Source organism: bacterium (assembly GCA_035505375.1).
GTDB lineage: Bacteria > Hydrothermota > Tepidihabitantia > Tepidihabitantales > Tepidihabitantaceae > UBA2258.
Genome location: DATJQV010000028.1, coordinates 24994 through 42455, shown reverse-complemented (window position 1 = coordinate 42455; position 17462 = coordinate 24994). Strand labels below are relative to the sequence as shown.

The window sequence follows — 17462 nt, the reverse complement described above, 5'->3', positions numbered from 1 at the left end:
CTAATGAGGAGACAATGATGAACGAGAAACCCACTTCGAGAGGTGCAATGACGAGTTTGCAGGCTGTAGTGACCAATGACCGGCCGTCGACCGTACACTCAAAGCGGTCGACGGTCCTGGCATTAACCATTGCGCTGAGCGCGTCAATCGCCTGTTTATTCCTCGCGTGTCGAGGGGCCGGCCGAGCCGGTGACACGCTGCTTGGCATAGTCCCCATGGAAACCAATGTCTTGGGTATCATCACCTCGAAGGACGGGCTCCATGTCGCGCACGTGCTGTTGAGGGGTGACAAGCAGGTCGTGTTCATTGACGGCGTGGCACAAACGGAGTATGACAGGATACTCCAGGGCGGCCCGGTATTCACCACGGATGGCGGGCGCTACGCCTACGCGGTGAAGAAGGGCGACAAGATGCAGGCGATCATCGACGGCAAGCCCGGGCCGGAGTACGACGGAGTGCTCGCAGGCGGGCCGGTATTCAGCCCTGACGGCCGCCACGTCGCGTATGCGGGTCGGAATGGTGAAGAATGGCAGGTGATTCTCGACGGCAAACCTGGACCACAGTATGACGCCGCGGGAGACATAGTCTTCAGCCCGGACGGCAGGCACACAGCGTATCGGGCCGAGAAGGGCGACGCGCATGTCGTGATCTTTGACGGCCGGCCAAGCCCGGACTACGACGGGACCGGCGGCGGCTCCCTTGTCTTCAGCCCGGACGGCAAACGCTTTGCCTATGCCGCCAAGAAGGGCGAGAAGTGGTTCGTGGTCGCAGACGACCGGCCCGGTTCCGAGTATGACGGAGTCTCCGTCCCGGTCTTCAGTCCCGACGGCACGCGACTGGCCTACGCGGCCCGGAATGGAGCGAAGTGGTTCGTGATAGTCGACGGCCAGCCCGGACCCGAGTACGACGTGGCGGAACGCGTGGTGTTCAGCCCGGATGGTAAGCACCTCGGCTACCAGGTGTGGCAGGACATGAAAACGTCAATGGTCGTCGACGGCCAGCGAGGGCCGGAGTACGACACACTCAGCGACCTGATCTTCAGCCCGGATGGCAAACGCACGGCGTATTTCGGACGGACTGGCAATAATCAGTTTGCGGTCGTCGATGGCCAGCCCGGGCCCGCATGTTGGCCGCGAGATTTCGCGGAGCGGCCGCTATTCAGCTCAGACAGCAGGCACGTCGCGTACCCGGCACAGAATGACATCGGGCAGTTCGTCATCGTGGACGGCCAACCCGGAGCCGTGTACCCTGCTGCCAGGTCCATTGCTTTCAGCCCGGACGGCAAGCGCTGCGCCTATGAAGCGTGGCAGGACAGCAAGTGGCTTCTGGTCATGGACGGCCAGCCCGGACCGGAGACGGACTTGAATTTCATGACCCCGCCCGTGTTCAGCCCCGATAGCAAGCGCGTCTTGTTGCTGACGATGAAGGGATACAAGTGGCTCGTGCTCGTCGACGGCCGGCCCGGGCCGGAGTATGACCGGATCTTGTCGGGCGGGCCGACATTCCTGCCCGATGGCTCGATTGGGTATGTCGCCATGCGGTCGGACAGCCTGTTTCGCGTGAAGCAGCTTCTCGGCACACAGGCAGTGTCGGGGCATTGACCCGGCTGAGACCCGGAGGCGTGAGGCCGCAAGCCTCGAGGTTGTTCCGGACTCGGCAAGCGCGCGTCCACTGCAGGAGATGGGGCAGTATCTGCGGAGGCAGTTGTGAGTGAGAAGTCGATCGTGATCGTCGGCGCAGGCATGGCCGGCCTATCGGCCGGGTGCTATGCCCGGATGAGCGGTTACAGGGCGACCGTACTGGAGGCGCACTCAGTCCCCGGAGGTCTTTGCACTGCCTGGACGCGGAAAGGCTACACCTTCGACATCAGCATGCACTGGCTGACCGGGTCCAAGTCCGGCGCTTTCCATCAGATGTGGCAGGAATTGGGCGTGATGGATAATCGGCGGTTCCACTACCACAGTGAGATGTGCACGGTCGAGAGCGGCAGCCGCAGGTTATCGTTCTGCACCGACGCGCAGCGGCTCGAAGCGCAGATGTTCGCTCTGTCACCGGCCGACGCCGCGCTGACGCGTGAGTTCGTGAGGGTGGTCTGCGGCCCGAACATGATGGCGGCGTCGGATCTGAAACCGACGGAACTCACCGGACTGTTCGACAACCTCCGAGTGATGCTCATCATCCTGCCGTTGATGGGCACGTTCCGAAAGTACGGCAAGACCACGATCCAAGAGTTCGCCGGACGATTCCAGAACCCGTTTCTGCGTGAGGCGGTGCGGATGTTCATAGACGGCCCGGGCTGGCCGATGCCCCGTTTTCCGATGGTCGCCCTTACTGGGTTCCTCAAGTCCGCAGTTTCTGAGGCCGGGGTCCCAGTTGGTGGCTCGCAGCAGGTGGCATTCGCGATTGCCGAGCGGTTCAAGGAGCTTGGCGGCGAGCTGCGCCTCAAGACGCGAGTGGCGGACGTGTCGATCGACAATGGCCGGGCGGTCGGCGTGAAGCTCTCCGACGGAACCGAAATCAAGGCCGACGAAGTCATCTGGGCAGCTGACGGCCACACCCTGATATTCGACATCCTTGGCGGCCGATACGTGGATAGCCGTATACGCACGATGTACGAAAAGTGGATACCGGTGCGGCCGGTGGTCCACGTATGCCTCGGCGTAAATCGGGAGATGTCGGCCGAGCCGGCTCGGCTGACATGGGAGTTGGAGAAGCCAATAAACGTGGCCGGCGAGGAACGCAAATGGCTGTCGGTCATCCACCATTCCTTCGACCAGACGATGGCGCCCGCAGGCAAGGCCGCGGTCGAGGTCTGGTATCCCTGCCAGTGTGAGTACTGGCAGGGGTTGGCAAAAGACCGTCCGCGCTACGATGCGGAGAAGGAACGGATTGCCGACCTGACAATCACCGAGCTTGACCGGCGCTGGCCGGGTTTCCGGGCGCAGACGGAGGTCGTCGACGTTCCTACGCCCACGACCTATGTACGCTACACCGGTAATTGGCAGGCGTCACCGGACGGCTGGTACGTCACGGTCGACAACATGCGGACTAATCCGATCCGGACTCTGCCCCAACTTGGCGGTCTCTGGATGGCAGGCCAGTGGACCGCGCCTTTCACCGGCACGGTCATGGCCGCGCTCACCGGCCGCCAAGTCATCGAGCTGCTCTGCCGGCAGGACCGCAAACGGCTAATCGCGGCCCGACCTTCGCCGCGACACTTGCAGCCCGGCGGCGTCGACTCCTTGTCGCCTTGACTCAGAACATGGGGAAGGGGATTGCCGGGCCGACTGTCAACCCTCAAACCGTCCCCTGACCTTGAAGACTTCGGGATACAAGCCAACCCGGCACAGGCCCAGCCGGGCTGGGGCTCTAACACCAGAAGCAGGACCTATCCACATATTTCGTGACTTATGCACAGGTTACTCACCTTCTGCTGTCGCTGGCCTCGACAACTCACGCCTGACAGTGCCATACTTGCCTGTTGCTTCTGCAAATCGGAGGGCTAGACGGTAAATTGAGTCAGGACGCAGGATTGCGCCATGGCGTCTGTCAATTAGAGGTGAGGGGCCGCATTTCCAACTCATATCGTGACGGCCAAGTCGCGGGTCCTGTCGGCCTGGCGCCCGAGCCGGGCCAAGCGAAGTCAGCCTGGCCTCGGCCCTGTGCCGGACCGCAACGCGTAATCGTCGGCCGTTCGGTACCTTAGCCAGTTCCGGGTGAGAGATTCCAGATCCTTCGCTTCCTCCTGAGCGGTCGGCAGATTCTGCGCGTGCAGCTTCCCGAGGGATCCTTGGTCGGGCTCCTTGCGAGCGTCCTGGTGTCTGGGTCCAGTGGCCGCTTGCACAGCGTCCGAGGATTGACAGCGCGGTGGGCCGGACTAGGATTGCGTCATGAGAATTGGTCTCGTCGGAGTGAAGGAGGCACCGAAGTGACAGGTTGGCGGCTGGCCACGATGATTGCGCTTGTGGCGGCGTCACTCGTTGGTTTCGCGCGGGCTGATGACAGCCTGCGCGTCCATTTCATCGACGTCGGGCACGGCGACTGTATCTTCATCCAGACCCCGGATGACGGGAAGCCGAGCAACAAATGCTGGCAGGGTAACCGAGTGCTCATCGACGCAGGCGACCCAACTTACAGTCACAATTGGCCCCTGACCTATCTGAAGCGTCTGGGGCTGAAGCGCGGAGACCGGATTGACTATGTGATTGCCACACATCTGGACGAGGACCACATCGGAGGACTGCCGATGATCTACGACACCTTCCACGTGCTGAACACAATTGAGCCAGGTTACAACCACCCGACAGTGCCGGCCAAGGCGTTCCGGGCCGCAGCGTGCCGCGAGTCGCTAGAGGGCACGACCTTCTGGCGCGACCCAATCCAGTCAGGGCTGATTCACCAATTGGGCGGGAGGCTGGATCTCGGGAGCGAGCTCGACGCCCGTCTGCTCTTCTACAGCGCCAAGCCGGGCAAGGCCAGGAACGATACCAGGACCAACTTCTCTTCGATCGTCCTGCGCATCCGTTACGGCGCGGCGAGCTTTCTTTTCATGGGCGACGCGCCGCAGGTCGTCGAGGAATCGCTGCTCAAGCTGTACCCCGACACGCTGCTCGCGAGCACGGTGCTCAAGGTCAGCCATCATGGTTCGCTGACCGCGCGCTCGCTGAGCTTCCTCAGGTGTGTAGCGCCGCAGTACGCCGTCATCTGTTCCGGTCTCAGGTACGGGCTGCCGAAGGCTCAGATGCTGGCGTTGCTCAGCGACACGCTAGGCGCCGAGGTCTGGCGAACCGACAACTGTGACAGAGAGGAGGGCAAGGACAGCCTTACCGCCGCGGGCGACGATAACATCGTCGTCACCACCAATGGGAAGAAGGGCGGACTGAAGATAAGGTGGAATCGAGTGGGGCAGTGAGCTGCGGACGAGTGGCAGTCACATGATCTGGGTGGTCTATTGGCCCCTGCTCCTGGTGGTCGCAGCTGCGGTTGCGGCCGGAATCGCCATTCTCGTGCGCAAGTTGCGCCGCAAGAACGACAACCCGTTCATCGTGCCCGACGCCCGCCGAAGTGAGCGCGACCGGGAAACGGGAGAAGGTTCACGTAGTGAAAGGACAAAGTCATGAGGACAAAGGACAAAGCAAAACGGAAAGGCCAAAGTCGGGCCGGTTCGGACTTTGGACTTGTCACTTGCTTTGTCCTTTAGACTTCGTCCCTTGTCCTTCTGGGGCAGGCGAGAGCGCGGATCTGTCCCCGCTTTCCGGACGAGTACCTCCAGCTAAAAGCAATGGGGGCGCGGATAACCGCGCCCCGAGCTAATACTGGCTTGAGTCTTTCGGTCTAGACGCCGGCCTTGACGAACATGAACGTCGCCGGTGGCCGGGTCAGTTTGACGTTATCCTTGGCCTGCACTCCCTGGACGCCGATGAGGTTCGTCATGTCGGTGAGCTTACCTTTGACGGTAGTCATGCTCTGCGCCGCATCCACCTTGAGGCCGGTCGGCTGTGGGGTGATGGTCAGCGGGATCGACATCTTGGGCTTGTCACCGCCGGTCGGCAGGTACGCCATCTTGACCGAGAGCTTCAGCGCCTTGTCGCCGACTTCGTAGTTGCCGGGCTTGAAGACCTGTTCGCCCATGTCGGGCCCGGCGACCGCCTTCACGATGACATAGCTCGAGGTTATGAGCATGTAGTTGACGGCCATTCCGTCCGCGTCGCGCATGACCCAGTTGCCGACGTACTTAGCCGGGATTTCACCCTTCTTGGCGGCGGCCGGGTATCGCGCCAGCACTTCCTGCGCGGCGACCGGCTCCTTCGCAATCATGTCGGCCTTCAGCTTGTTGATGGCCTGCTGAGCCATGGCGATGCGCGTGCTGGCCGGGTGCTGGGTGATGAAGTCTTTGTAGCCAGCGATGGTGTTCGTGGTCTGAGCGGCCTTGAACTGCAGTTCGTCGATACGGTCGTTGGCCTTTGCGACGTACGTGCTCTTGGGATTCAGCTTTATGAATCCCTGATACGCCGCGATGGTGTGGTCCTTGTCGGCCGCTTCGAAATTCAGGCGTTCTATCGCCATTTGCGCGCTGTCGGCGTAGACGCTCTTCGCGTGGTCGGCCGCGAATTTCTGGTACTCGGGGATCGTGTTCGTGGCGACCGCGGAGTTCCACTGCGACTGCACGCTGGCGCAGCCGACAATCACCAGCGCTGCTGCCAAAGCGGACAGCGCCAGTATCTTGCTGTAGGTCATGTCTTTGCCTCCTCTTTTTTTAGGGACACGGTCAATGTTTCATGTCAGCCCCGGCATTCCGAGGCCATGACAGGTACTGTATCACACAGACTTTGACGACTGCGGCTGGCCGGTGGTTTCAGGCCTCGCTGCATCGCATGCTGCGCCGGCGCGGTAATGCCCGGCAACCGGTCAGTCGCCATCATGCCGTCTCGGCGCAGTCACGGGCACAATTGTAGCATCGGCTGACCGCAAAGCAAGGGGTAGATGATAGTGCGGGTCAAGGACGCCCCGCCGCGATATTGGCCTGGCGGCTACTTCGTCTTCGGGCGCCCGACCGTGAAGGCAAGGAGCGGCATCTGCTCGGGTGTCAGATTCAGCGCCTGGCCGAGTTCTTCGGCCGGGAAGCCGGCGCGGACGACCCCGCCCAACCCTTCGGACGCACAGTAGAGAGCGGCGTTCTGGGCCTGGCACCCGGCGTTGACATACGCCCAGGAGATCCTGGTGTCATCCGGAGTTTTCCCGGCGCCCGGCGGCAGCCCGCTGAACTTCGCCCGGTCGAGCACGAAGATGAGGTTCACCGGCGCGTTGACGGCGAACTCCTGCCGGCCCGCGGCTTTGCGGTAATCGCCCGCCGCGACCGGAAGCAGGCGAAGACCGGGCGCATCGTACCGGTAAACGCCTTCGGGCATCAGGACGTAGATGTCCACGGTCTGGACGTCGACTGCGGCGGGCGCGGTGCGTTTGCCGTCAGGGCGGTTCACACCGTTCGCGGCCCAAAGCAGTTCCGACAACTGCTGCCGGGTCAGCGGCTCATTCGTGAAGTCGCGCTGGGACTTGCGGGCGGAGAGTGCCTGCATCACCGTCAGGCCCTTGTCCATCTGCGGGGCGCTGAGGATGATTGTGTCGAGCTTCGCGGGTTCCTGGACGCTTACCGCACCTGCAGTCAGGGTTAACAGCAGCGCGACGCATGAAAACACTGTTTCTCCTAACTGGCGACTTTGAGGTCGCCCACGCGGATTGCGGCTGGCCCGTAGTACCCATCCTGCCCCACAGTCTCGGACGAGAGCCGGATGTCGGCCAGGGCGTCGAACCAGTTGCCGATGAGAAGACCGCCCTTGAACGGCTTGGCGTTACCATCTTCCCGCACCTCCCCGAGGCGGATTTCGGAAGCAAAGTCACCGGAGGTCGGGTCCGCGCGGAAGTCGGAAAATCCACGGATGACCACGGCCCGTCCCGTGCCAAGGAGGTCACAAGTTCGATGGCGCCCGGCCGGGACAACCGTGTTGCCCGGAGGGCCGGACGGCGTCATGTCCTGTTCAAGCAGGCCGAGGTAGTGGTAGTATCGCGGGCCGCCGATGACCTCGTCGTAGCAGCCGTCTTTGAGCAGGCAGGTGCGACGGGCCGGTTGGGCATCGCTTTCCAAGTGCGAGTCCGGACCGAACGGGACAAGCGGGTCCGAGAAGATGGTCACGGCATCCCCGGCGAGCGACTTTTGACCCCAGGCCGGCCTTCCTTTCGCGTAGCGCGACATCTTCTCGTAGATGGCGCGGCCGCCGCAGTGCCACGAGAGAGGCTGGTAATCGAGTTTCATGAAGTCGTGCGCCGCCGTGCCGGTCAGCACGACCGGGCCCGCCCACTGCGGCGGGGCGCTGGCATTGGCCGTGCCGCGCGCGTAGTCTGCGCCGATGGTCACGAGCACCTGCGGATCGAGGTCGCGGAGCCGGCGCGCGTGCGGCCGGGACGTGTGCTCAGCGACCTTGTCCCCGAACCGGGCAATGAAGCAGAGCTCGGCATCGGTGAGTGTCGAGGGATAATCGATGATGATACCGGTGCCGGTCTCGACATGATTCCGCATCCTGCGGACGAATACCTCCAGGTTCGAGAGCTCAATCCCGAGTTCGGACTCGCTCGCGGGCAGGACCGCGTCCGCGAACCGCTGGAGCCGTGCCTGCAGCGCGGGTTGTGACAGTTCGAGCAACTCGCGTTCGGCGAGGTCCACCTGAGGGAATACCGCCGACTTGTCGACGAGCGGGTAAGGTCTGTTCGGCTGGGCCAGGGCGGCGGCAACAAGCCCGGCGAGCGTCTCTTTCACCGCGGCTTCGTCGTCGGACACGAACTGGCCGACCGCCTCACCCGTGGCGCTTGGGACACGATCCGGAATGTCGGACATCCCGGTCATGTCCCGTCGCGGGTGGCAGTAGACGGTCACCCAGATTTCCTCGCTCGGGGCGGTGATGACCTCGCGCGGGTGGGGATTGCGCTGACGCGCGAACTTGCCTGCCTCAACCTTATAGATGCCCGGCAGGTGGATGAGGGTGGTCGATTGAGTCTCGCGGCGGCGCAGACACCAGCCGGTGAGACCGTCGGTCCCCGCTACGATTGCCTTGATCTTCTCAAAGTCCATGCTTCACCCCAGCTTCATGCGGCACCGGATGTACGGGCCGCCCGACGACACGCGGACGTATTCCTTGTGACCTTTGCCGCAGCCCCCGCCGGAGCTGACATCGAGCTCATTCGTTATCCCGTCCACGCTCGCCAGCACGTCCGGCACGTAGCCGGTCAGGCCGACCTGGTAGTAGAGCTTGCCGGTCAGCTTCCCGCCGCTTATTTCGCGGCCGCGCAGTGCCTGGAGCTGCACGCCCCAACCGAGCGGGTCTTCCATCCCGCTGGTCAATTGCTCGATGAGGATTGCGTCTCCGGAACTGGCAATCAGCTCTTCCCTGGTCATCCCGCCATTCTCCTTCTCGCGGGGCAGGAAGTAGGTGTTGGTCATCCGCGCGTAGATCGGATGGTCGTAATCCTGCAGCCTGCCGTTGGCTGAGAGTTTGAGGCCCGGTATCCGGTCGTGCATGTGGAGGTAGGAGTAAAGATCGGTCATCAGGGTCGGCTGCAGGATGCCATCCTTCACGAGCACTGCCGGCTCCTCGGCCAGCACGCCGTCATCCGAGAAGAAGATGGAGCCGTGCCGGCCGGGCAGGCCGCCGAAGTCAACAATATTGACGAGGTCCGACCCGACCCGTCTGCCGATGTAGAGTGCGGCCCGCGCCGCGCCGCGCATCAGGGCGTCGACCTCGCAGCCGTGGCCGAATGATTCGTGAGCGAGCGTACCGGTGATGTCGGGGTCGAGGATGACGCGGTACTCGCCGGCCTGGATCTTCTCCGCGGACAGGTACTGCACGGCGAGTTCCGCCGTTTCGCGGATGGTTTCATCCGTCACGCGTGCCGCCTCGTGGCCGGGCGCGACCGAGCCCTTGAAGTTCATCACCTGCTTCCTGCCGTCGGAGGCCACCGGTATGAGGTACAAGCCGACGTTGGAGGTATCCGACGAGAGCAGCCGGGTCCGGTTGCAGAAGAGACGGTACTCGCGTTCGTAGGCGTAGACCGCGCGCGGGGCGACGATGCGCTTATCGAACCCGGCCAGTTGCTCGAACGCATGGCGGCAGACCGCCCGGCGCTCCTGGGCCGACACTTTCTCCGGGTCTTCCTTGAACTCGCTCCGGAAGTGACGGTCGAGCGGTGAGCCCGGGTCGGGCATCGGGCCGTGCCTCACGGCAAGGGGCTGGACCAGCTCGCGCGTGAGTTTGAGCAGGTAATCACGGTCGTCGATCCGGCTGGTGGCCGCGGAATGGAAGGTGGCGCCGTCCCAGGCTGAGATGCGGATGCCGGGCCGCGGCGGCACCGGGTTGGTGCGTTCGTCGGCCGGGCTCTTCGAAACCGTCTCACCGGCTGATTGCGTGACCAGCGCCGACGCGTACGGCACCTTGTTCTCCGCCTCGGCCACGAGTTCGGGCAGGAACCCGCGCAGGTCTTCGAGCTGCGGCGGGAGGTTGTAGCTCATGGTGGTCATTCCTTTCGCGAAAGGATCTCGGTCGGGCTGGCAAAGCCCATAGTCATCAGCGGAGCGAAGCCGAGTTTCTGCCAGCAGGTCCCGCTGGGCGGGTTGTTGTTCGCCCAGTCCAGCATCACCATCGACACGTTGTGGTCGGCCAGGAACCTGGCTGCCGCGCAGGTCAGGCCGGCCATGACGCCTCGCTCGCGCCATTCCGGGTCAACCCATGCATCGTCGATGCGGCCGAAGCGCACCGGGTCCAGGTTCGAATTGTCGAGGATACGCACGACCAACATGGCGACCAGCTCCGCGTGCCGCCCGACCGCGACGAAGATGCGGTTCTGGTCCTTCTCCATGATCTGAGAGTAGAAATCCTCCAGGCCGTCAATCAGACCCGGGCTCAGCCGCCAGACGCGCGGGTCCCGGCCGATGAGCAGGTCCTGCAGGGCGACGCGCATCCGCTTCAACTGCGGCAGGTCGCGCCGTCCGGCGCGCCGGATGGCGTATCGGCGGTGGTCTTTCACCGCAGATAACCGGCCCGCTTCGTCATCGGTCTGTCCCGGTCCCTTGGGCTTGATACTTCGCCTGGTCCAAGGACAAAGTGATAATGACAAAGGACAAAGCAATAGGGAAAGGACAAAGTCTCAAACCTTGGGGTGCGCCGGCTGCACTTCGTCATTGTTTTGTCCTTAGTCCTTTGGCCTTCATACTTACACCAGAAGGCAGCCCTTCTGCTGATACTCGGTAAAGAGCCGTCCCCAGCCGGTGTCACGCTGCCACTGCTCATATATCTTCCGTTCCTTGAGGGGCCAGCGGATGCGGTCGTGGTAAGTCTCGGACACGAATATCGGGAAGTAGACGATCGGCGTGTGGAAGAGCAATTTCTGCAGGAATCGCGTCGGGCCGTACCACGACAGCCAGCCCATGACGCGGTGGAAGTTCCAGCCGACGTCGAAGCCCCAGCTTTCGCCCGACACGTCGTCGCCCACGAGTTCGATTTCCTTCACGTCGCCGACCCCGAGTCCAGCCTCGTGCGCGAGGCGGATGTATTTGATGCTCATTGGGTCGAACCCCATCATCTTTGCCGAGACCGCGTCGATGGCGGTCTGGTCCGCGGAGGCGAGGATGACGTTCTTTATCACCGGCCTCAACGTGCGCGGCCCCTGGCCGTCGCCCACGGTCGTGCCGTCCATCACCGCGAAGATGCCGGGGTGGATTTCCTTCTGGACGGCGAGCAGGTCCACGAGCGTCTCGTGAATCAGGGTATGCGTGTAGTGGCGATGGGTCGAGAGCAGTCCGCCGAACGCGTTCTTCATCGCGCCGGTCGTGGTCGTGTAGATGTGGCACTTCACGGTCGGCAAATGGACGATGTTCTTGCCGAAAAAGTAGTCGGGAATCTTCAGGCCCTTGGGATAGATGCGGTCGAGCGCGAGCATCTTCGTCTTCGGCTCGAACGGCACCCACTTCATGTCCGTTTCCTTGAAGTTGTAGAGCACGGGCAGCCCGCACTTCTTGAAGATGGGCACATACTGGTTCAGGTCCTCGCCCTTGTAGGTGTCAATGACCACGGTCTTGTTCTGCACGCACGAGATGTCGTTGTACCCGAGGTCGTGTAGCCCGAGAATGGTGCCTTCAAGCTGCCATGGCGTCGTGTTGGCCGAGGGCATCGGGTAGTGCCACGAGATATTGTCCTTAAGGATGGTAGTCTTGCCGGGGGCGAGGAATTTATCGGCGTCGGCCAGCTTCAAGAGCCGGCGATAGTCTTCCAAGACCGACTCTGGCTTGGTGCGGAGGACTGCAACTTTGGCTCTAGCGCTCATGCGCGGTGATTATAGCGACAACACGCCCGGCCGCAACCCGGCGCGTAAACCTCCAGCAGCCCGATGTCGGCCGCAAGCTGTTAGCCGTAAGCTGACCGGCCCGCGCACGTTAGGAATCGCTTACTCTGTCATCGAGGCCAGAACTCGGAATCCGAACTGTCCTGTCACCGCGGACTCTCGCACTAGAGCTGCGACGGTGTAGCCCGGATGGCCGGGTGGGATCGGCTTAGTCGGCCGCCTTGACGATGGTCGCAGTGGTCGCTTTGCCGGTCTTAGCGCCGACCCGGGACAGGAAGTAGACTCCGGGCCGAAGACCTGCACCGATTCTGTCGCCCTTGCAGACGGCGACTTGACCGCCCGTAATGTCGCGCAGGATGAAGCACTCGGTCTCATGCCCCGGGACCCGGGCAAAGGAAACGCATGGATTCGGCTGAACCAGATAGTCAGTGAGGGCAACCGGATGCCGGCGCAGTGGCTCTTCTGCGCCAACGCTGCCATCCGCGCGGGTCTTGAGCAGCCAGACATCGGAGTCGCCGTTCCCGTAAGAGTTGGTGTATCCCGCAACGATGTAGCCGCCGTTCGAGGTCTGCCGGACGCAGCGACCGTAATCGTAGCCGGTCCCGCCGTAGGTCGCGGTCCAAAGGGTATCTCCCAGGGAATCGGTCTTGATGAGCCAGACATCGCCGTTGCCGTTCCCGTAAGAAGTGGTATAGCCCACAAGGATGTAGCCGCCGTCATTGATTTGCTGTACAGAATAGCCCAGATCGTTGTTCGACCCGCCATAGGTCCTGGTCCAGAGGGTGTCCCCTGACGCATCGGTCTTGATGAGCCAGAAATCAGAGGCACCGTTCCCGTAAGAACTGGTATAACCTGCGACGATGTAGCCACCGTCCGAGGTCTGCCGGACACACTGGCCAATATCGCCTCCCGACCCGCCGTAGATCCTGGTCCAGAGCGTATCTCCCAGAGAATCCGTCTTGATGAGCCAGACATCGGCGCCGCCGCTCCCGTAAGAGTTGGTGTATCCCGCGACGATGTAGCCTTTGTCCGAAGTCTGCTGGACAGACTCACCATAGTCGCTACCGGTTCCGCCGTAGGTTTTGGTCCAGATTGTGTCACCTGAAGAATCGGTCTTGATCAGCCAGACATCGATGAGACCGTTCCCATAGGACCCGGTATAGCCCGCGATGATGTAGCCGTGGTCAGCGGTCTGCTGGACAGAGTTACCCCAGTCGGGGTTCGGTCCACCATAGATCCTGGTCCAGAGGGTATCACCATGAGCATTGGTCTTGATGAGATAGACGTCCCCGGTGCCGTTTCCGGAGGAGTTGCTCGCTCCCGCGGCAATGTAGCCGCTGTCAACGGTCTGCTGGACGGAATAGGCGTAATCGTTGTTCGACCCGCCATAGGTCCTGGTCCAGAGGGTATCCCCGGAGGAATCGGTCTTGATGAACCAGACGTCGTAGCCGCCGTTCCCGTAAGACCAGGTATTCCCCACGACGATGTAGCCGCCTTCAAAGGTCTGCTGGACGGAATAGCCGTAATCGGCGTTCGAACCGCCATAGGTGTGGGTCCACACCGGCTGGGCCCAGACAGAGTGAGCCAATCCCGACAACAAACACACCACGCCCAGGGCCAGCATGGGTTTTGCGCATCTCATGATTTCTCCCTTTTCGTCATACTTGGTTGCATAACGCTTACACTGCTAAGGGGACGAGCCAGTTTAGACGATACGCCGGTTCGGTCAAATACTTCCTCGTCCGGCCTCCCCTGGCGCCGAGTTCGACCCGACCAGCCCTGCCCGAAGGCGATCTCGGACGTTCTCCCAATTCCCCATGGCCCTCGTATGCCGCGCCTGAGCAATCATCGCTGACACTCCTGCCATCGGCTGTCGCGCTCGGTCAGCCGCATCTGCTACCTGATACCTGACCAACTGCTCACACGCTGCCTACGGCAGCGCTGCCTGGGCTTACGCTTGAGCTTGGACTGCTATCGGCCTCGGCCTCGTGCTCCCGTCCCGTGTTGCGTCGCCCGGACTACCCCGGTCAGTTAGCTGCCGGCGTCGGGCAGTTCGGCGGTCGTCGTTCCGCCTTCGGCGTTTCCATGCGTCAGGAATCGCCTGTTGCGTCACCGGGATTATCCCGGGACTATCGACTCGGCTTTGGCGCGCTCGTGTCTGATTCTCTCCAGCAGCACCGACGCGGGTTCGTAGGAGCGGCTTTCTTTGCGGGCGAGTTCGGCTTCGGTTGGGACCAACTCGCCCCGAAACGCCTTGGCCAGAATCGCCAGCGTCAGCTTGTCCACCCGCTTCGTCGCCGCCTCAACCTGCTTCTCAATGTCGTCCGCCAGCTTGAACAGCTTCTCCACCCGCCGCACGATACTCCGTTGCTCGGACACGGGCGGGAGTAGAATCGGCTGCGCCTTGATATTAGCACCAGACACGCCTTGCTGACCAGCCGACGACTTGGCCTTTGCCGTAATGCGGTCGCGGGCCTGTGGCGAAGCGAAGAACAGTTCGGCGTATTCCGGCACAAGCCGGCTGCCATCAACTCGCACGCGCATCAGCTTGTCAGGATAGTAAACACGGGAACGACCCAGGTTCCTAACCATACCACACACACCAAGTAGGTCGAGACTCCCGTTGTAGCGCGTGAACAACAAGTCGCCGTCGTCTATGAGGTAGTCATCCAATTCACCACACGTCGCTTGCAGGTGCCGGACGTCATCTAGCCGCACAGACCTCGACCGGACAGCACTGATCCTCAGTATCGGCTTGTCCGTGTCGACGAATTGCGGGACCTCGGATGTCCCGTTCTTGAGTTCCTCGATAACCGAGCCGAATTCGACAACTGGCCACTTCTCAGCCGCAGTATCACCACACGCCTGCGTCAGCACAGACGAGCGGAAGCGCTTGAGGATTGCGGGAACGCGCGCAAGGCGTTCCCGAACCTGATTGACCTGCGCCAGCAGTTCCTCGACCTTGGCCACGATGCGGCGCTGCTCGGCGAAAGGAGGCAGGGGCATCTCGGTGTTCTCAACGTAGTCAGCGGGCACACGCTTCTGGCCGACAGAGCCCGTCATGTGTTCTTCGGCCTCACGCCTGTAGCTCTCCTGGCGAATGTAGTAGAACAAGTACTCGGCCAGCGCAGCCGCGCTCGGCCGCAGTACGTGGAATTCCGAGGACCCGAAGCCCAGTCCATTCTTCAGACCTCGTGCGATGGCGGCCTTGCCGTTCTCCATGCAAGGAGTGATTTTGGCAAAGAGCACGTCGCCATCCCTAAAAGCCGTGTAACCGCTGCGGACTTCGCCGAAGGCTCTGTCAGTCGCGCCAACGATAGCACCAGCGTGTGCGTCTACCGCTGGCATTGGAACAAAGGTGATTGGTGCCTTGTGCGGAAGCAGGTGCGCCGTTGGCTTTGGCGGGTTGATGGCCGTCACGTCGCCGATCGTCGCCTCGGCCCAGCCTTCCGGCAGGTCGTCGGTCGCTGACGAGGGAGTCACTCTCGACATCTTCGATGTCTAGGGTTACAGGTTGCAGAGTTGCAGGGAGCAGGGCGAAGGAAGAAGACAGAGCTAGGAGTTCTCAAGACTCTTGATGATGGCGTTGAGGCCTTTGACGGCGGCGGTGAGTTCTTCGATGGCGTCGGTGGCAAGTTCGTCAGGTTCGGGCAGGTCGGAGGCGTCTTCGAGGGAATCGTCTTTGAGCCATTTCAGGCCGTCGAGCTTGTAGCCGCGCTCTTTGACCTGCTCGATGCCGAAGCAATGCCAACGGTCTTCTTTGGAGTCCTTCTCCTTGCGCTTCGCTCTTCCGTTCGGGTCGTCGCCGAAGCACTTCTCGAACTCGGCGAATTGGCCTTCGGTGAGCGGGCGCTCTGTCTTGGTGATGTGCGGGACGTTGGTGCGGCAGTCGTATATCCAGGTGTTCTCGGTCGGGAAGCCTTTGGTGAAGAAGACGACGTTGGTCTTGGTGCCGGGGCTGTAGGGCGAGAAGGTGCCGTTGGGCAGGCGCAGGACCGTGTGCAGGTCGCAGTCTTCGGTGAGGACCTTGAAGACTTCGCCCGCCTGGTCGGCGAAGAGGCAGTTGTCGGGCAGGACGACCACGGCGCGGCCGCCGGGCTTGAGGATGGTCATGATGTGCTGGACGAAGTTGAGCTGTTTGTTGCTGGTGGCGATGGTGAAGTCGTCGCGGGTCGGGGCCTGGTTCGCGCCGCGCGTGCCGAAGGGCGGGTTGGTCATCACGACGTCGAAGCGGCGGGAGTCCGGGTCTTCGTAGATGGAGTCCCCGAGCTTGATGTGCGGCGTGAGGTTGTGAAGGTAGAGGTTCATCAGGGCGAGGCGGCGCGGGGCCGGGTCGATGTCCTGACCGAAGTAGGTCTGCTCGCGCACGCGCTTGGCCAAGTCGCGGTCGAGCGCACCATCTTTGGTCTGCTTCACGAGCCATTCGTAGGCGCACATCAGGAAGCCGCCGGTGCCGCAGCCCGGGTCGCAGATGGTGAACTCTTTGTGCTTGCGCGGGTCGGGCTTGACGCAGCGGACCAGCGACTCGATGAGCAGGCGGGGGGTGAAGTACTGGCCGGCGCCTTTCTTGCCTTCGTCCGCGGCCTTTTCCAGCAGGCCCTCGAATGCCTGGGCCTTCACGTCAACGCCGAGCGTGGTCCATTCGGTTTCGTCAATCAGGCTGATGAGCTTCTTGAGGTTCACCGGGCTGCGGAAGCGGGATTGGCCGCCGGAGAAGATGTCGCCCAGGATGCCGGGCTGCTTGCCCAAGGTGCGGATGACGTCGACGTAGTGGTCGATGAGGCCGGTGCCGGCCGCCCTGGACAGCGCGGGCCAGGAGCAATCCACGAGGCCACGGGCAGTTGCAGAGTCATTGGTTACAGGTTGCAGGTCAGACCGGAGTTTCATGCGGCTGAGATCGATGCCGCGCTCGTCGGCCATCTTGATGAACAGCAGGAAGGTGAGTTGCTCGATGTAGTCGAGGTAGCCGATGCCGTCGTGGCGGAGCGTGTGGCAGAAGCCCCAGAGCTTGTTGACGATGTCAGACATAGAATAGGGTTACGGAGTTGCAGGTCACAGGGTCACGGGTCATTGGGTCTCTCTTTCGCGGCGGCGTTGTTCGGCCAGTTCGTCGAGGATCCGCCGCCGTTCCTCGCTTGCCTTCACCGCCTGCTGCTGAACCGTATGCTGCTTCTGGCCGGGCATGCGCGAGCTCTGCAGGTACTCGATGGAGTTGTGCAGCATCCCGCTCACGAGCCGGCACTGGCCCTGCAGCTTTTCGCAATCGGGCTTCGACAGGTACTTCTGGCCCAGCGCGATTTGCAGTTGCGCCCGCACCTCGCCGCAGGAGCCTTTGGCGAAGTAGAGAAACTGCACGAACTCGGTCGTCGTGCCGCGCTCGTACCCTTCGGCGATATTCGATACCACCGACACCGCGGCCCGCCGTATCTGGTCAACAAGGCCGGCATCCCGGCTGAACGCGGGCAGGCGCGTGACTCCGTAGACCGAGTTCGCCAACTCCAGCGCCTGCTGATAGACATTCAGTTCCTCGAACTTCTGCACCGTCTTCTTTCCGCTGTAACCCTGTGACATGTGAC

14 protein-coding genes are annotated in these 17462 nt (G+C 62.3%); 4 read left to right on the top strand and 10 right to left on the bottom strand.

Annotated features, from left to right (window positions below; genetic code table 11):
* Nucleotides 1–215: 215 nt before the first annotated feature.
* The 4 genes from VMH22_04605 to VMH22_04590 all read left to right on the top strand — a co-directional run bounded on the left by VMH22_04605 (nucleotide 216) and on the right by VMH22_04590 (nucleotide 5120).
* Nucleotides 216–1601 carry a hypothetical protein gene (locus VMH22_04605; GenBank protein ID HTW90969.1) on the top strand — a complete coding sequence of 462 codons (1386 nt, stop codon included), beginning with the start codon at nucleotides 216–218 and terminating at the stop codon, nucleotides 1599–1601.
* 105 nt (nucleotides 1602–1706) lie between these two features.
* Nucleotides 1707–3254, top strand: coding sequence for an NAD(P)/FAD-dependent oxidoreductase (locus tag VMH22_04600; protein ID HTW90968.1), 1548 nt, complete (start codon nucleotides 1707–1709; stop codon nucleotides 3252–3254).
* Nucleotides 3255–3928: 674 nt separating this feature from the next.
* The gene (locus tag VMH22_04595; protein HTW90967.1) at nucleotides 3929–4912 is read left to right on the top strand and encodes an MBL fold metallo-hydrolase; all 984 of its coding nucleotides are present in this window, start codon (nucleotides 3929–3931) and stop codon (nucleotides 4910–4912) included.
* A 22-nt stretch (nucleotides 4913–4934) separates the two neighbouring features.
* On the top strand, nucleotides 4935–5120 hold the full coding sequence (locus VMH22_04590) for a hypothetical protein (protein HTW90966.1): 186 nt from the start codon (nucleotides 4935–4937) through the stop codon (nucleotides 5118–5120).
* Nucleotides 5121–5334: 214 nt separating this feature from the next.
* On the opposite strand, the gene VMH22_04585 is transcribed toward VMH22_04590, so the two are convergent.
* From VMH22_04585 to VMH22_04540, 10 genes are all read right to left on the bottom strand, one after another.
* Complete coding sequence (locus VMH22_04585; protein ID HTW90965.1) at nucleotides 5335–6237, bottom strand: hypothetical protein; 903 nt, start codon at nucleotides 6235–6237, stop codon at nucleotides 5335–5337.
* Nucleotides 6238–6530: 293 nt separating this feature from the next.
* A complete protein-coding gene (locus VMH22_04580) occupies nucleotides 6531–7196 on the bottom strand; it encodes a SagB/ThcOx family dehydrogenase (protein HTW90964.1) in 666 nt (221 codons plus the stop codon).
* Between the two features lie 8 nt (nucleotides 7197–7204).
* On the bottom strand, nucleotides 7205–8623 hold the full coding sequence (locus VMH22_04575) for a metallopeptidase TldD-related protein (protein ID HTW90963.1): 1419 nt from the start codon (nucleotides 8621–8623) through the stop codon (nucleotides 7205–7207).
* Nucleotides 8624–8626: 3 nt separating this feature from the next.
* Entirely contained in the window at nucleotides 8627–10066 is a 1440-nt protein-coding gene (locus VMH22_04570; protein ID HTW90962.1) for a TldD/PmbA family protein, read from the bottom strand.
* Nucleotides 10063–10572: a GNAT family N-acetyltransferase gene (locus tag VMH22_04565; protein HTW90961.1), complete on the bottom strand. Its 510-nt coding sequence runs from the start codon at nucleotides 10570–10572 to the stop codon at nucleotides 10063–10065. Before VMH22_04565 ends, VMH22_04570 begins: the two co-directional genes overlap by 4 nt.
* A 186-nt stretch (nucleotides 10573–10758) precedes the next feature.
* Entirely contained in the window at nucleotides 10759–11868 is a 1110-nt protein-coding gene (locus VMH22_04560) for a DUF362 domain-containing protein (protein ID HTW90960.1), read from the bottom strand.
* A gap of 226 nt (nucleotides 11869–12094) precedes the next feature.
* The gene (locus VMH22_04555; GenBank protein HTW90959.1) at nucleotides 12095–13528 is read right to left on the bottom strand and encodes a hypothetical protein; all 1434 of its coding nucleotides are present in this window, start codon (nucleotides 13526–13528) and stop codon (nucleotides 12095–12097) included.
* 476 nt (nucleotides 13529–14004) lie between these two features.
* Nucleotides 14005–15378 carry a restriction endonuclease subunit S gene (locus VMH22_04550; protein ID HTW90958.1) on the bottom strand — a complete coding sequence of 458 codons (1374 nt, stop codon included), beginning with the start codon at nucleotides 15376–15378 and terminating at the stop codon, nucleotides 14005–14007.
* 63 nt (nucleotides 15379–15441) lie between these two features.
* Complete coding sequence (locus VMH22_04545) at nucleotides 15442–16914, bottom strand: class I SAM-dependent DNA methyltransferase (GenBank protein HTW90957.1); 1473 nt, start codon at nucleotides 16912–16914, stop codon at nucleotides 15442–15444.
* 39 nt (nucleotides 16915–16953) lie between these two features.
* A complete protein-coding gene (locus VMH22_04540) occupies nucleotides 16954–17457 on the bottom strand; it encodes a four helix bundle protein (GenBank protein HTW90956.1) in 504 nt (167 codons plus the stop codon).
* Between the last annotated feature and the right edge of the window lie 5 nt (nucleotides 17458–17462).

Excerpts from the sequence above, each read along its gene's own strand:
- VMH22_04555 (HTW90959.1), bottom strand. The coding sequence starts at position 13,528 with ATGAGATGCGCAAAACCCATGCTGGCCCTGGGCGTGGTGTGTTTGTTG.
- VMH22_04570 (HTW90962.1), bottom strand. The coding sequence starts at position 10,066 with ATGACCACCATGAGCTACAACCTCCCGCCGCAGCTCGAAGACCTGCGC.
- VMH22_04540 (HTW90956.1), bottom strand. The coding sequence starts at position 17,457 with ATGTCACAGGGTTACAGCGGAAAGAAGACGGTGCAGAAGTTCGAGGAA.
- VMH22_04590 (HTW90966.1), top strand. The coding sequence starts at position 4,935 with ATGATCTGGGTGGTCTATTGGCCCCTGCTCCTGGTGGTCGCAGCTGCG.
- VMH22_04560 (HTW90960.1), bottom strand. The coding sequence starts at position 11,868 with ATGAGCGCTAGAGCCAAAGTTGCAGTCCTCCGCACCAAGCCAGAGTCG.
- VMH22_04585 (HTW90965.1), bottom strand. The coding sequence starts at position 6,237 with ATGACCTACAGCAAGATACTGGCGCTGTCCGCTTTGGCAGCAGCGCTG.
- VMH22_04550 (HTW90958.1), bottom strand. The coding sequence starts at position 15,378 with ATGTCGAGAGTGACTCCCTCGTCAGCGACCGACGACCTGCCGGAAGGC.
- VMH22_04575 (HTW90963.1), bottom strand. The coding sequence starts at position 8,623 with ATGGACTTTGAGAAGATCAAGGCAATCGTAGCGGGGACCGACGGTCTC.
- VMH22_04605 (HTW90969.1), top strand. The coding sequence starts at position 216 with ATGGAAACCAATGTCTTGGGTATCATCACCTCGAAGGACGGGCTCCAT.
- VMH22_04545 (HTW90957.1), bottom strand. The coding sequence starts at position 16,914 with ATGTCTGACATCGTCAACAAGCTCTGGGGCTTCTGCCACACGCTCCGC.